The organism is Streptomyces atratus (genome assembly GCF_900119365.1).
Lineage (GTDB): Bacteria > Actinomycetota > Actinomycetes > Streptomycetales > Streptomycetaceae > Streptomyces > Streptomyces atratus_B.
In genome coordinates, this window is the sequence record NZ_FPJO01000030.1 from 38157 (window position 1) to 52724 (window position 14568).

Consider the following 14568-nt stretch of genomic DNA (forward strand, 5'->3'; position numbering starts at 1 on the left):
GTCAGTTGTCCCCCTGGACGCGCAGCGAGGCCGCGGGGTCGGCGCCGCGCAGAGCGAGCGCCACGACGATCACCAGCGGCAGCGCGGCGACACCTGCCAGCAGCGCCGCGATCTGCCCGGCCGGCAATTGCACCAGCACCCCGGGCACCGGCGCGGTGGCCTGTCCGGTCAGTACGACGAGCGGTACGACGGCGCGGTTCAGCACGGCCCCGAGCACGGCCCCGACCAGCAGCGCGATCGCGATCAGTACGCCCTGCTCGGCGGCGATCATCCGGGTCAGCCGTCGGCGCGGGGTGCCCAGCGCCCGCAGGACGGCGAACTCGGCGGCCCTCTCCCGCTGGGCGCCGACGGCGCTCACCGCGAAGCCGACCGCGGCCAGGGCCGCGGCGACCACCGCCACCGCGGGCAGCGCGGCCTGCGGCCCGGCGCCCAGCGGATCGCCGACCAGTTCCCGTGCGATCTCGTCCCGCACCAGGACCTGCGCCGGATCGGTGTAGGGCTGCGCCCGCAGCGCGGCGGCGGCCTTCGCGGCCTGTCCGGGGGCGGTGCTCAGCCACCACTCGTTGGCGGTGAGCACGGCGCCGGGGCGCTGCGCGAAGACCTGGCCGACGGCCCTGAAGTCGAGCAGCAGGGCTCCGCCGTCGCGGTCCTCGGCGCGCCCGGCCGCGGAGTCGTCCACGCCGGTGCCGGTGGTCGGCAGCCGGCGCACCACGTCCGCGATCCTCACCCGGAGCGTCTCGCCGGCCAGCGTGACATCGACGCTCTGGCCCTTCTTCGCTCCGGCGGCCTTCAGATACGCGTCGGTGACGATCGCCTTCGGCATCGGCGCCGTCGGGCGGGGCGCGGTGACCCGTACGGAGAAGGCGGGCGTGTAGTTCCACATGTTCGGGGCGGAGCCGGTGTCGTACCCGACGGTCAGCGGGCTCTTCGCGGAGGCCGCCGCGTCCACGGCCTCGCCGGGCTCCGCCTCGCCACCGTTGCCGGTGCCGGTCAGCTCGGCGTGCCAGCCGAACCCCTCGGGGACCGGGACCGGGTGCTCGGTGCCGTCGGCCGTCACGGTCCGCAGGGCGCCGATGCCGAGCCGCTGGGATTCGCCCGCCCCGGTCGGCCGGTTGCCGCTCAGCTCGAACCCGGTCACCGCGAGCCCACCCTCGGCCGCCACCGCGAAGTCGACCGGATGCGCCTTGCCGTCCACGGGCACGGCCCCGGCCGGCACCCGGTACGGCAGTCCGTAGCGGTCCTCCAGCAGCACGGCGAGGACCGGATCGTCGGCCGTCGCCGCGTGCGCCCCGGCCACCGTGATCCGTACGTCGAACCGGAGCCGCTCGCTGCGCTCCGGCAGCGCCAGCCCGGCCCGCGCGGTCCTCGGCGGGTCGATCGGGTCGAACAGCCGCTCGCGCGGCCGGTCGCCGAGGTCGTCGCGGATCAGCATCCGCTCGGTGGCGTGCGCGGTGTCCAGGGCGATGACCGAGGCGGTGCGGTCGCCCGAGAGCTCCGTGGTCGCGCGGAACGCGGGCGCGGCGTCCCGTACGCCCGGCAGCCGCGCGTACCCGCCGGCCTTCGCCGGATCGTCGTCGGCACCGGTCGTCACGCGCAGCGACGCACCGGCCCTGAAGTCCGCCTGGTCGCTCTGCGAACGGTCCCAGGAAGCGCGCTGCCCGATGGCCAGCATGCCCATCGCCACCGCGAGGACCAGCAGCAGCACGGGCCCGGCATTGCGCAGCGGGCGCCGGCTGAACTGCCAGCCGGACAGGGCCGTGATCAGCCCCCGGCCGCCCGCCGCACCGCGCTCCGCGAGCCGGGCCGCGGGCGGCAGCAGCCGCAGCGTCAGCACCGTGCCCGCGAGCAGCAGCAGCGCGGGCGCCGCGACCAGCAGCGGATCGACACCGAGCCGGCCCTGCCGGTCCCCGCTCAGCACACCGCCGCCGACATCCGCGGCCCGGCGGTCGAGCTGCCAGTACGCCACCGCCGCGATCGCCAGCAGCCCGAGGTCGGCGCCCGCCCGCAGCGGCGCGGGCAGCGACGCGGTCCGGCCGCCCCGGCGCTCCCCGGCGCCCGCCGTCAGCGCGGGCGCCACCACGGCCAGCGCGCAGGCGAGCGCGGCGACCACGGCGACCAGCCAGACGGTGGCGGTGGCGCCGCCGTCGAGCCGCAGCCCGATCCGGGACAGCGCGCCGCGGCCCGCGAGCAGCCGGGTCAGCGGCCCGGCGAGCAGTGGGGCCACAAGCGCGGCGGGCAGCGCGAGCAGCAGCGCCTCGATCGCGGCGAGCGCCGTGATGCGGCCGCGCGATCCGCCGCGTGCCCGCAGCACGCGGGTCTCGCCGTCGCGTTCGCTGCTCAGCAGCCGGGCCACCAGCAGCAGCGCGTATCCCGCGAGCAGCACCAGCTGGACGGCCACGATCATCAGTGTCGAGCGGGAGACCAGCAGCGCCCGGTCGATCTGCTCCAGCACCTGGGGCAGCGAGGTCCGCGCGGCGGCACCGCTCTTGAACTCGGGGGCCGCCGTCACCGTCTTCGGAGCGGCCGTGGCGGCGCTGTGCAGCGCGTCGATGCGGTCCGTGGTGACGGTGCGGAAATCGGCGGCAGCGAGCCAGGACATCGTCCCGGAACTGATCCGTCCGGAGCCGGCCGGGTCGGGGCCGGTGAGCAGCGGGCCGTAGGTGGTGAAGGCGAGCTTGCGGATGCCGCGCCCGCCGAGCTCGTCCAGCTGCCAGTACGGATCGGCCGGGTCGGACACCTCGTACACGCCCGTGACCAGGACGTGCAGCGGCTTGTCGGTCAGCCGGTCGGTGACGGTGATCCGCGCACCGGGCTTCATCTTCAGCGCCTCGGCGGCCGGCCGCGGCAGGGCGACCTGGACGGGCCCGTCGGTGCTCCCGCCGGTCTTCCCGTCGGACTCTCCGCCGGTCTTTCTGTCGGCCGAGGCCGGCATGCGGCCCGCGGTGATACGGACCCGGCTGCGGTCGACCGAGGCGAAGTGGGTGAGATCGGGCTCGCCGCCCCGGGCCTGCGGGGCCCGCAGCTCGCGCGGCAGCGCGTACGCACCCGAGGTCTCCAGCGTCCGGACGGTCACCGGAAGGCCGTCGAAGGCCTCGCGGGCCGCTTTCCGGGCGATCGCGTCGGCCGTGTCCCGCTGCGCGGGTGCCACCTGGGCGGACATCACGAGGGAGGCGTCGGCCGCCGAACGGTGGGTCAGCGCGTGGCGGAGTGCCGCGTCGCCGACGGAGCCGGAGAAGGCGGTCAGTGCCGCCAGCACCGAGGTGGTCAGTACGACGGCCAGGAGGGCCGCGGAGAGCAGGAGCCGATGGGCCCGCACCCGGAGAAAGACGAACCCCGTCACTCACGCCCCCCTGGGCCCTCGTCACACACACGCCCCCCGGCGTTCTACGGATGCTTTCAAGGCGCATGCGCTCTTGGAAACCGCTTGCGTCCGTACTTGATCCAATTGTGACCGTTTATCGGTGATGGAAGACCGAATTCCGCGCTTACGGCGGGGAATACGGTGAGGGAGAGGGGCTCAGCCCTGGGTGTTCACCATCGAGGCCGCGGCGTAGGTCAGGTAGTCCCACAGCTGCCGCTCGTGCTCCGGCGCCAGCCCGAGCTCGTCGAGGGCCACCCGCATATGGCTCAGCCAGGCGTCGTGCGCCGCCCGGTCCACCCGGAACGGGACGTGCCGCATCCGCAGCCGGGGGTGCCCGCGCCGCTCGTTGTAGGTACGGGGCCCGCCCCAGTACTGCATCAGGAACAGCGCGAACCGCTCCTCGGCCGGGCCCAGATCCTCCTCCGGGTACATCGGCCGCAGCAGCGGGTCCTCCGCCACCCCCTGGTAGAAGCGGTGCACCAGGCGCCGGAAGGTCTCCTCGCCGCCGACCTGTTCGTAGAAGGTCTGCTCCTGCAGCGTGTCGCGCGGAATCTCTGTCACCCGTCCATCGTCGCAGACGCACCGGCCGAGGACCGGGGTCCTAGGACCACCCGGGCAGCTCCCGGCAGTCCAACGACCCGTCGCCCGCCCGGTTCCTGGCCCCCGGGCCCTCGACGCAGGAAGGTGGAGGTATGAACGCGCACACCGACCGGTTCGCCGTGGCCGCCGCCGAGGAGCGGTGGGCGATGGTGCGCTCCATCGTGGCCGGCGGGGCGCTGGGCGACCCCGACTGGCGGGCCGCCTTCGAGGAGGTGCCGCGGCATCTGTTCGTGCCGTACTACTTCGTGGCCGGCGGCTACGACCGCCTGTGGTGCGAGGACCCCGACCCGGTCCGGCGGGCCCGGTGGCTGCGCGGGGCGTACGAGGACGGGCCGCTGGCCACCCGGATCAAGGACGGCGAACTGATCTCGTCGAGCAGCCAGCCGTCGCTGATGGCCCGGATGCTCGAAGAGCTGGACGTACAGGACGGACAGCGGGTCCTGGAGATCGGTGCGGGCAGCGGCTACAACGCGGCGCTGCTCGCCCACCGGCTCGGCGACGACGCCGTGACCACCGTCGACCTCGACCCGGAGATCACCGAGTCGGCCCGCCGGCACCTGGCCGCGGCCGGGTACCACCCGGCGGTGATCACCGGGGACGGGACCCGGGGCTGGCCCCGGCGCGGCCCGTACGACCGGATCATCGCGACCTGCACCCTGCCGTGCGTACCGCAGCCCTGGCTGGAGCAGTGCGTGCCGGGCGCCCGGATACTGGCCCCGTTCGCCACCGGACTGATCGCGCTGCGGGTACGGGACGGGGCACACGGCAGATACGCCGAGGGCCGGTTCCTGCACACGGCCGCGTACTTCGTACCGCTGCGCGGCGCCCCGGCGCGGACCGCACGGCGCCCGCACACCGGCACGGTGCCGAGGCACGTCAGCGAGAACGACCTCTTCCGGTTCATGCTGGCGCTGACCGAGGGCTCCCTCGACCCGCGCGAGGCCCTCTCCCTCTGGCGGCGCGAGCAGCGCCCCGAGCGGGAGAGGTTCGGCATCACGGTCAGGGACGGGCGGCAGTGGGCCTGGCTGGACGACCCCGAGGGGCCGTACGTCTGGCCACTGCCCACCGTGTGACGCGGATCAGCCGCGGCGGATCGTGATCGTCGTCCACGCCCCGACATGCACCCGGTCGCCGTCCTGGAGCGGGACGGGGACATAGGGCTGGATCGGGTCCTCGGCGCCGTTGAGCGTGGTGCCGTTGGTGGAGTTCTGGTCGACCACGGCCCAGCTGCCGTCGGGCTGCTGCACCAGCACCGCGTGCTGGTGCGAGACGCCCGGGTCCTCCGGCGGCACGGACAGATCGATGTCGGGGGACTCGCCGGTGCTCTGCCTGCGGCGGCCGACGGTGACCTGGTTGCCGGAGAGCGGAAGCTGCTGCTCCGGGGAGTACGCGGGCAGGTTCAGCCCGGTCGCCTCGGGGCCGCTGCGCTGCATCATCGCCAGGAAGTACTCACGGTCCGGGGCGATGACCGCGGTCCAGCTCGCGGGCGGCTGGTTCTGGCCCGGCCCCGGGAACGGCGGCTGTCCCTGCTGCGGCGGGGCCGGCTGCTGCTGCGGGGGCTGGGTACGGGACGGCGGCGACAGCATCCAGTCGTCGTCACCACCACCCTGCGGTCCCTGCGGCGGGGCAGGCGGCTGCGGGCCCTGCGGTGCGGGCGGCTGAGGGGCCGGCGGCTGCGGGGCGGGCGGCGCCGACTGCTGCTGGAACGGCGGTGGCGCGGACTGCTGCTGGAACGGCGAGGGCGGCGCCGACTGCTGCTGGAAGGACGGCGGAGGCGGACCCTGCTGGAACGGCGGCGGGGGCGACTGCGGGCCGGGGACCGGGGGCGACTGCGGGCCCGGTCCGGGCACCGGGGGACCCGGGGGGTTTCCCGGCTCGGAGGAGAGCGGCTCGGCCGGGCGGTTCACCTGCGAGGGCCGCGAACCCTGGTACTCGAACGGATCGCGCGGCTGCGGGGCCGGCGGCTGCTGCGCCTGGAAGCCGGGCGGCAGATTGAGACCGGGCGGCGGACCGGGAACGCCATGGGCCGGGGCCAGCGGCGTGTACGACGTCGCGGTGTTCGTGAGGAAGTTCCAGCGGCACTCCTCGCAGAACGGCGCCATCGCCTCGCGGGGCGTGCGGCACTGCGGGCAGAGCTCCGCCTGCTGGGTCGCGTCGGATCCCGGGCCGGGCGGGTAGCCGTATCCGGGAGCGGGCGGCGGAGGCGGCGGCGTGGGGGCCGCGCCCGCAGGCGCGCCCGCGCCGGTCATGCGATGGCCGCAGACCTCGCACCAGTCGTCGGAACCCGACTGGTGTCCGTTCGGGCAGGTCGGCATGTCGGCGCTTCCCCCTCTCCTGGGCCGGCCCCGGGGCCGGCGTATTTTCTTGCTCTTCGCCCCCCGGCGGAGCATTCCGCCGGGCGGTTCGACTATGCGGCGCTGTGCTTTTCGCTGTACGGCTCTGTGGCTTTTTCGCTGTACGGCTCGGTGGTTACTTCTTGACGCGAACGGTCTTGGTCGAGCGCGTTTCGAGTGTCATCTCGTCGGCGTCCGCGACCTTGGCCTTCAGTCGCACAGTACCGGTCGCCGCGTCCACGACGTCCACCACCTTCGAAAGCAGTTTCGCAGTGTCCTCGTTCCCGGACGCCGACGCCAGCTGCACCGCGCGGCCCAGTTTCGCGGTCGCGCCGTCGAAGTCTCCCGACTTGCGGGCATCGATTCCCTGCTGGATGACCTGTGCCAGTTCCGCCTGGCCGGTGTAGTGCGCGACCTGCGGATTGATCGAGGTGGACGCCGCCATGTCCTCGGTCCACACAGCCCTGACCAGGCCCTGCGAAAGCGTCTGCGGAGCCCCGCCCGACGGGTCGGGGAGGATCAGCGAGACCCGGGACGCCAGCATCTCCTGCCCGATCCCGGCCCGAGGCACCTGCACGCACACGTGGTAGTCACGGGACTCGTCGCCCCAGGAGCCCGTGGGGTAGTCCCCGGCGCGAGGGCCCGCCTCGGTGCGCCGGCCGGTCAGATCGACCACCGTCGGTGCGACCTGTTTCACAAACCTGATCTCGACCCCGACGGGCGTCCAGAGCCGCAGCGCGACATCCGCGACCTCCTTGCCCATCGCGTTCTCCATCATCTGCGTGAAGTCGGCGGCCAGCCCCGCCGGGTCGGCGACGATGTCGGCCGTGCCGAGCAGCGCGGAGGCGATCGCTGTGACCTCTTTCACCTCCCAGTCGGTGCCGACACCGCGGGCGTCACAGGTGAAGCGACCCGCGCAGGACTCGAGCGCGGCCCGCAGGTCCTCCGGGGCCTCGTGCTCGTTGCGGCCGTCGGTGAGCAGGATGCCGTGCCGGATGTCCACATCGGCCGCGCCCAGCAGCCGGTCGGTCAGCCGCAGCCAGGTGCCGATCGCCGTACCGCCACCGGCGCTGAGCGCGCGCAGGGCCTCCTTCGCCTGGGCCTTGGTCCGCGCGTCGGCCACGGCGAGCCTGCCGTTGCCCGGGTAGACCTCCTTGGCGACATGCGTACCGCCGACGACGGCGAACGAGGTGCCGTCGCGCAGGGTGTCGATGGCGGCGGCCGTCGCATCGCGGGCGTTGCGCATCTTCGTCGGCGGATAGTCCATCGAACCGGAGCAGTCGACCATGATCACCACGGCGGCCTTCGGCGCCTGCCCGGAGGTCCGCGCGGGCGTCACCGCCGCACCGGACAGCGGAACGCCGCCGGTGGTGCCGCCCCCGGTCGAGGTGACCGTGACGATCGCGTTGACCTCGCGTCCGCCTTCCGGCAGATATTCGTTCTGGTACACCTCGACGGAGAACTGCGGCACGTTCGACTTGGAGAAGTTGGCCATCTGGTCGGCTCCTTGGGACTCCAGGTGTCGGATGAAGACAGCTGTGAGCGAAGAAAAACGGGCGAAGGCAGCGGTGGCGGGGCGGACGGTCGGAACTGGAACCAAGCGTTACGGAACGGGACTCACGGGGTACCGCACGCCGATCCTGCCCCCTGCGGCTCCACGGCGAACGGCAGCAGAGCCACTGTTACGTTGTCGTGGCCCCCGCCGTCGAGCGCATGCCCCACCAGCACCTGGGCGCCGTGCAGCGGCCGTTGATGCGCGTCGGCCGGCACCGCCGCGGCCATCTCGGCCGCCGACTCCGCGTAGTTCCACAGGCCGTCCGTGCAGACGACCACGAGACCGGACCGGTCCGGCTTGAAGGACGCGGTGTGCGGTTCCAGCTCGTACGCGTCGGCGCCGAGCCACCCCGTGATGGCGTGGGCGCGCTCGTCCGCGTACGCCTCGGCCTCGTTCATCAGCCCCGCCGCCACCATCTGGGCGGCCCAGGAGTCGTCCTCGGTCAGCCGGGCGGGCGGGTTGGCGCGGTCGTCGGGCACCCAGTAGACACGGCTGTCGCCGACCCAGCCGACGACCAGCAGGCCGCCCGCCATGATCGAGCCGACCAGGGTGCACGCCGGGGCGTTCTGGTGGCGGTGCCGGTCGTGCTCCGTGGCCCGGCCGGGCTCCTGCGCCAGTGCGTTGACCGCCTCGGCGGCCGCGAGGATCGCCTCGTGCATCGCCTGCTGCGGATGGGTGCCGCGCGGCAGCGACTCCAGCAGCGCCTCGTTGGCCGCGCTCGCGGCGGCCGCCGACGCCTCGTCGGGGCGGCTGGCCGACGAGACACCGTCGCAGACGATCGCGACGACGGCCGGTGAACCGTCGGGCAGGGCGGTGGTCGACACCGCGAACGAGTCCTCATTGCGGTGATGGCGCAGCCCCCGGTCGCTGACGGCGGCCACCGAACCGAGCTCCTGCTCCATGTGGTCGCGCTCGCGCGGCTGGGCGTGACCGCAGTTCTCGCAGTAGCCGTCGGTGTCGACACTGCCGGCCCGGCAGGCCACACACACCCGGGTACCGGCCGGCGGCGTGGCCGCGAGCGGTTCCGAGGCGGGGGTGCGGGGGTCGGGCGCCGGCGCAGCGGCCGACGGCGCAGCGGCCGGCACGGGCGCGGCCAGCTCGAAGTCCCCGGATCCGCCCGGGGTTCCCGGTCCGGCGGCTCCGTCCGGTCCGGCGGCTCCGTCCGGTCCGTCCGGTCCGTCCGATCCGGCCCGCCGGTCGAAGCGGACCTCCGCCGCGCGGGCCTGAGCACCGCTCTCCGCACCGTTCTCCACGGGGACGGCCAGGGCGATCGTCGGGTGGTCCTGGGGGGCGGGGGGCACGGCCGACAGGTCGTACCCGCACGCACCGCAGAACAGGTCCCCCGGCTCCAGCGGCTCCTCGCAGCCGGGGCACTTCGACAGGGCCGTCTCCTGGGGCTTCTGCGACATTTTCACACCCACGTCCGGGGGCGGAAACGGTTGGCCCGCTCCACCAGTTCGATCCTCTCATCGCCGGGCTCCGCAAGCCTGGCGAGCATCCGGTACGAACGCTCGAGCCCGAAGCGCAGGCCCCGCTCGTCCAGCTCACTGCCGAGCAGCTTTCTCGGCCCGGTCGGCCCGGCAGGCGCGGGCGACCGCGCCGCCGGGCTGCCGGAGAGCACCCAGTCGAGCGCCGCGCCCAGCACCTCGGTCGACAGCTGCTCCCGGCGCACCGCGTCCAGCCCGAAACCGGCCAGTCCCGAGACCTGGTCGGAGGCGGCCGTCAGATCGTCGATCAGCGGCTCGTCCGGGGCCCGGCCACGCAGCCGGGCACGCACCGCGGCGACCCGGGCCGCCGTGTAGTGGATCGACGCCTCCGGCACCGACTCCAGCGCCCTGACGGCCCCGGCCCGGTCCCCGGCGGCGATCCGCACCCGGGCCAGCCCGAAGGCGGCACTGACGAAGCTCGGGTCGGTCGTCCACACCAGCCGGTAGTACTCGGCGGCGTTGTCCAGCTGGCCCAGCACCTCGGCGCAGATCCCCAGCGCCAGCTTGGGCGCCGGCTCACCGGGGAACGCGTCGTACACCGCGTCGAAGGAGAGCGCCGCGTTCTCGTTGTCACCGGTCACCAGCGAGGTGACGCCGCGGTACCAGACGACCCGCCAGTCGTCGGGGTACTGGCCCTCCAGCGCCGACAGGGTCCGGCCCGCGGCACCGAGTTCGTTCATCTCCAGGCGGGCGCGCAGCTCACGCAGCCGGGTCTCCAGCGAGGCCACGGGCACCGCGTTCAGCGCGGTGATCAGCTCGGCCGGGGCGGTGGTCATCAGCCCGGCCAGGAAACCCGCGTTGGGGTCGCTCGCGTCGACCCGGGGCACGGGCAGCGCGAGCGAGGTGGACCGTACGTCGAGCCCGGCCGGCCGGGTGCCCTGCGGGGTGGGGAACCCCGACGGCGCGCCGGGGGCGCCGGCCGGGAGCCGGGGGCCCGGAATCGTGGCTTGCGCCTGCGCGTACGGGAGGGCCTCGCCGCTCCGGCCCGGTGCGCCGCCGGCCCGGACGTGGGTGGGCGGCGCGGTCAGCGGACCGGCCCCCGGCGCGGCGTACCCGGGAGCGGGCGGGGCGCCCGCGGGCAGCGCGCCCGGCGCCGGTGCGGCGGGCGCCACCGGCACCGCGGCCGGCGCGGCGCCTCCCGCCCCGCCCCGCCGCCGCCCGGAGCGGCCGGACGCGGTGCCCCGGGCCCCCAGCCGGGACACATCGTCCGTCAGCTCGGGGAACAACTGCGTGTCCGTGACCCGTACTTCCGTGCCGAACAGCGTCGAAAGCGCCGGGCGCGGCCGCCCCGTCTGCAGCGACACCACCTCGCGCAGCACACCCGTCAGCTGCTCCGCCATCTCCGCCGCCGAGGCGAACCGCCGCGCCGGATCCGGATCGGTGGCCCGCACCAGCAGCCGGTAGAACGACTCGTAGGTCCGGAACACCTCGATGTTGTCCGGATCCGGCAGCGAGTCCACGAAGACGTTGGTGTAGCCCTGGAAGTCGAAGGTGAGCACCGCGAGCGTCCGCGCGACCGTGTACAGGTCGGAGGCGACCGACGGGCCGACCTCCGCGACCTCCGGCGCCTGGTACCCCACCGTGCCGTAGATGGCCGACTCGTCGTCGTCCATCCTGCGGACGGCGCCCATGTCGATCAGCTTCAGCTGGTCCTCGGTCTGGATCGCGTTGTCGACCTTGAAGTCGCAGTACAGCAGGTTGCGGCTGTGCAGATGACCGAGCGCCTCCAGCGCCTCGATGCCGTACGCGCAGGCCTGCTCGACCGGCAGCGGATCGCGCTTGCCGGCGGCGGTGCGGCGCTCGTTGGCGATGTCCTTGAGCGCCTTGCCGCCGACGTACTCCATCACGATGTAGCCGTCGAGCGAGCCGGTGCGCTGGTCGAGGTGCTCGACGAAGTTGTAGATCCGGACGATGTTGGAGTGCTCGATCTCGGCGAGGAAGCGGCGCTCGGAGATCGCGGCCGCCATGGCGTCCTGGTCACCGGTGTCGAGCAGGCCCTTGAGCACCACCCAGCGGTCGGAGACCGCGCGGTCGACCGCGAGATAGACCCAGCCGAGCCCGCCGTGCGCCAGACAGCCGGCGACCTCGTACTGACCGTGCACGATGTCGCCCGCGTGGAGCTTGGGCACGAACGAGTAGGGGTGACCGCACTTGGTGCAGAACCCCTCCGTGCGGCCCGCCCGTTCCCCGCGGGACCGGCCGACCGGGGCCCCGCAGTCGGAACGCGAACAGAAACGCTTTCGCTCCGGCACCTCCGGGTTCTCCATCACCGCCGAGCGCGGGTCGGGACGCGGCACGTCCGGCACCTGCACCAGGCCCATACCCAGCCTGCCCCGGGCGGACGCGCCCGAGGACGAACCGGAGGAACGCACCGAGACCGAGGGGGAGGCGGCGGAGCCGGACAGCGAACGCGAGAGCCGCCCCGACACCGAACGCCGGGAGGTCGACGAGCGGGACGAGCGGGACGAACGCGAGGACGCCTGGGACGAGGACCCCGAACCGCTCCCGCTGCCCCGGCTGTTCGCGCCGCCGCCCGCGATCCCGGTGGGCGGCGAGCTCACCAGGCCATTCGGCGACACGACCGGAGCCAGACCGCAGGTGTCGCAGTACAGCTCACCGCCGCCCATGTCCTCGTAACTGCCCTCGCACGCGGGGCGCTGGCACTGCGTACTCATGGTCGGTCCCCCTGATCGCCCCGCCGCCGAAGCGGCCCTTTTGCCTTGCGTACCCCTGTGGTCATCGCCGGTCCTCCGGCCCCGGTGCCCGGCGCTGGGAGAGCAGTTCGGCCGCGGCCTCCTGGTAGCGCAGCACCGCATGTCCGGCGACCCGCAGATCGCACGGCGCGCTCCACAGCATCCGGCGCGCCGCGTCGTACCGCTCGATCAGCAGCGGGTCCTCGGCCAGACCGTGCCGGGCGACCTTCGCCTTGTACGCGTCGAGCCTGCCGCGCAGCTCCGCCCGCACCGCCAGCGGGGCCGTGACCGCGGTCAACGACTCGCGGGCCCGCAGCAATTCGTCCTCGGCCTCCCGCTCCAGCGTCTCCAGGAGCGGGGACAGCCGGTGCCACTGGGCATGCCTGCGGTACTCCGAGGCGGCGGCCAGCCGCTCCTGGAGCACGGTCGCCGGGCCGCTGACCGCGGGCACCTCGGAGGCCGCGATCTTCGCCAGCACCTCGCCGCGCGCCGCCCGGGCCTCGGTCAGGGTGCGGTCCGCGCGGGAGAGCACGTCGCGCAGCTGGACCAGGCGCTGCTCGGCGTCCTGCCGCACCGCGAGCACCGCCTCGATCTCACGGCGTACGTCGTCCAGGGCGCGGGCCGCCCGGTCGTAGCGCGCCGTGTCGGGGCGGCCGCCGCCGGGCGCCGAACTGCCCGGTCCGGGCAGCCAGAAGGCGAGCGGATCGGAGATCACCTGGACGCGGAGCGTGGCCAGTTCGTGGGTGATCGCCTCCAGGTCGTCGCCCGCCGGGTGCTCACCGGGGCGCACCCCCACGGAGTGCGCCAGCGAACGCGTGCGGTGCAGCTCGGCGGCGAGCAGATCTATCCGGGCGGGCAGCGCGGACCACACGGAGTCGGAGGCGACGACCATGTCCAGCGAGCGGGCGTACAGCTCGTTCATCCGGCCGACCAGCTCCTCCAGCGTGAACCGCTCGGAGAGCCTGGCCGGGCCGTTGACCGAAGGATCGGGGCGGGCCGCCGCGTGCGCCACCGTGACGCCCTGGCCGCGCAGCAGCTCGGTGAGGGCCACCAGATCGTCCCGGTTGGGATAGCGGCGGCGGGCCCGCACCGCACGCGCCTGGGCGAGCGTCCCCGCGTAGGCGTCGAAATACCCCCAGAGCAGCGTGATCGCCTGGTCGGTCGAGGCCCAGCGCTCCTTGGTGACACCGGTCAGCTCGGCGCCCTCCAGGAGCCGGCGGCCCGCATGGTCCTGCAGGGCGAGGAGCGAGGTCTCGATCGCCTCGTGCTCCGCGCCGAGCCGGGCCAGCGCACGGTCCGCCTCGTCCCGGTCCATGACCGGGACGGGGGGCCCGGCCGCCTGGCCGGGGAAGGGGCCCGCGACGCCCATCGATCACCTCTCCGCTCTTCCTGCCGGGACGGGCCCCGGCAGGATCAGTACCACTGTCTCTCCGGCCGGGGCCGCTCCGTCGCGCCCACCCGGCCGGCCCGGCGTCAGTTGCTCCGGTACTTGGGGGCCGGCGGCGCCGTTATCCCCGGCAGACCGTCCTCCAGCCAGTTCCGGTACGACTGCATCCAGCGGCTGTCCCTGCCGCCCCTGCGGTAGTCCACCAGAACCTGGTTGACCCTGGCCACCAGGTCGTCGGCGCCGAGCTTCGCCGCCACGCCGTAGTACTCGGTGGTGAACGACTTGTCGCCCTTGAGCTCGACCGCCGGGTCCTGGGCGGCCTGGCCGGCCGCCAGCGCGTTGTCCGTGACCACCGCGTCGACCTCGCCCAGCTGCAGCCGCACCAGGCAGTCCAGCTGGTTGGGGACGGTGAGCTGGTCCTCGTCCGCCTCGGTGCCGTCGTGCGGGTCCTTGAAGACCGCGCCGAACGACTGCTTCTCCAGTGCCTCGTAGGCGGTGGAGCCTTCGGCGGTGCAGACCCGCTTGCCGGTCAGGGACTTGTCGAAGCCGGTGATCGTCGAGACCTTCGGCGCGAGGACCTGCTGCCCGGCCTGGAAGTAGGCCGTGGAGAACGAGACCTGCTTCAGCCGGCTGCAGTTGATGGTCATCGTCCGGACGACGACATCGACCTTGTCGTTCTCCAGGGCGGCGATCCGCTGGTTGGTGGGGATGGCCCGGAAGATCACCGCGTCGCGGTCGCCCAGGATGTTCTCGGCGATGGCCCGCACCAGGTCGATGTCGAAGCCTTCGAGCTTGTCCTTGCCCTCGCCGGCCGCCGTATTGCGGTATCCCCAGCTGAAGCTGTTCTGGTCGACGCCCGCGATCAGCTTTCCGCGCTTCTTGATCTTCTCGATGTTCGGGCCGCTGCCGGACGACGGCGGAAGGCTCGCCTCCGGGTCCGTGCAGTCGTCGGCCCTGATCTGCACGGCCTGGGCCGTGCCCGGCCCCGCGGCATCCCCGCCGAGGGCCTCGGTGCCGCCGTGGGAGAGCGGCAGCAGGGTGAGCGCGGCCGTCACCGCGCAGGCCGCGGCCATGCCCGTCACCCCGCCCCAGCCGCGCAGCCTGCGGCGGGCGGACCACCGGCCCGCGCGCTTCCTGGTCATCGCTGCCCCT

9 protein-coding genes are annotated in these 14568 nt (G+C 73.9%); 1 reads left to right on the top strand and 8 read right to left on the bottom strand.

What is annotated here, in order from left to right; translation table 11 throughout:
• Window position 1: 1 nt before the first annotated feature.
• Window positions 2-2599 (bottom strand): FtsX-like permease family protein, encoded by a 2598-nt coding sequence (locus BT364_RS32725; protein ID WP_371268675.1) that lies wholly within the window; start codon window positions 2597-2599, stop codon window positions 2-4.
• 918 nt (window positions 2600-3517) lie between these two features.
• The gene (locus tag BT364_RS32730; protein ID WP_072488837.1) at window positions 3518-3922 is read right to left on the bottom strand and encodes a globin; all 405 of its coding nucleotides are present in this window, start codon (window positions 3920-3922) and stop codon (window positions 3518-3520) included.
• A gap of 131 nt (window positions 3923-4053) precedes the next feature.
• On the opposite strand from BT364_RS32730, the gene BT364_RS32735 reads away from it, so the two are divergent.
• Window positions 4054-5034, top strand: a complete 981-nt coding sequence (locus BT364_RS32735; protein WP_072488838.1) for a methyltransferase domain-containing protein — start codon at window positions 4054-4056, stop codon at window positions 5032-5034.
• Window positions 5035-5040: 6 nt separating this feature from the next.
• Here the strand turns inward: BT364_RS32735 and BT364_RS32740 are convergent, their stop codons facing one another.
• The 6 genes from BT364_RS32740 to BT364_RS32765 form a co-directional block, all read right to left on the bottom strand.
• On the bottom strand, window positions 5041-6276 hold the full coding sequence (locus tag BT364_RS32740; RefSeq protein ID WP_072488839.1) for an FHA domain-containing protein: 1236 nt from the start codon (window positions 6274-6276) through the stop codon (window positions 5041-5043).
• A 154-nt stretch (window positions 6277-6430) separates the two neighbouring features.
• Window positions 6431-7789: a vWA domain-containing protein gene (locus tag BT364_RS32745; RefSeq protein WP_072488840.1), complete on the bottom strand. Its 1359-nt coding sequence runs from the start codon at window positions 7787-7789 to the stop codon at window positions 6431-6433.
• A gap of 122 nt (window positions 7790-7911) precedes the next feature.
• The gene (locus BT364_RS32750) at window positions 7912-9258 is read right to left on the bottom strand and encodes a protein phosphatase 2C domain-containing protein (protein WP_177328331.1); all 1347 of its coding nucleotides are present in this window, start codon (window positions 9256-9258) and stop codon (window positions 7912-7914) included.
• Between the two features lie 2 nt (window positions 9259-9260).
• Window positions 9261-12011 carry a serine/threonine-protein kinase gene (locus BT364_RS32755; RefSeq protein ID WP_072488841.1) on the bottom strand — a complete coding sequence of 917 codons (2751 nt, stop codon included), beginning with the start codon at window positions 12009-12011 and terminating at the stop codon, window positions 9261-9263.
• A 61-nt stretch (window positions 12012-12072) separates the two neighbouring features.
• Window positions 12073-13398 carry a coiled-coil domain-containing protein gene (locus BT364_RS32760; protein ID WP_072488842.1) on the bottom strand — a complete coding sequence of 442 codons (1326 nt, stop codon included), beginning with the start codon at window positions 13396-13398 and terminating at the stop codon, window positions 12073-12075.
• A gap of 104 nt (window positions 13399-13502) precedes the next feature.
• On the bottom strand, window positions 13503-14558 hold the full coding sequence (locus tag BT364_RS32765) for a glutamate ABC transporter substrate-binding protein (RefSeq protein ID WP_107408369.1): 1056 nt from the start codon (window positions 14556-14558) through the stop codon (window positions 13503-13505).
• Window positions 14559-14568 lie beyond the last annotated feature (10 nt).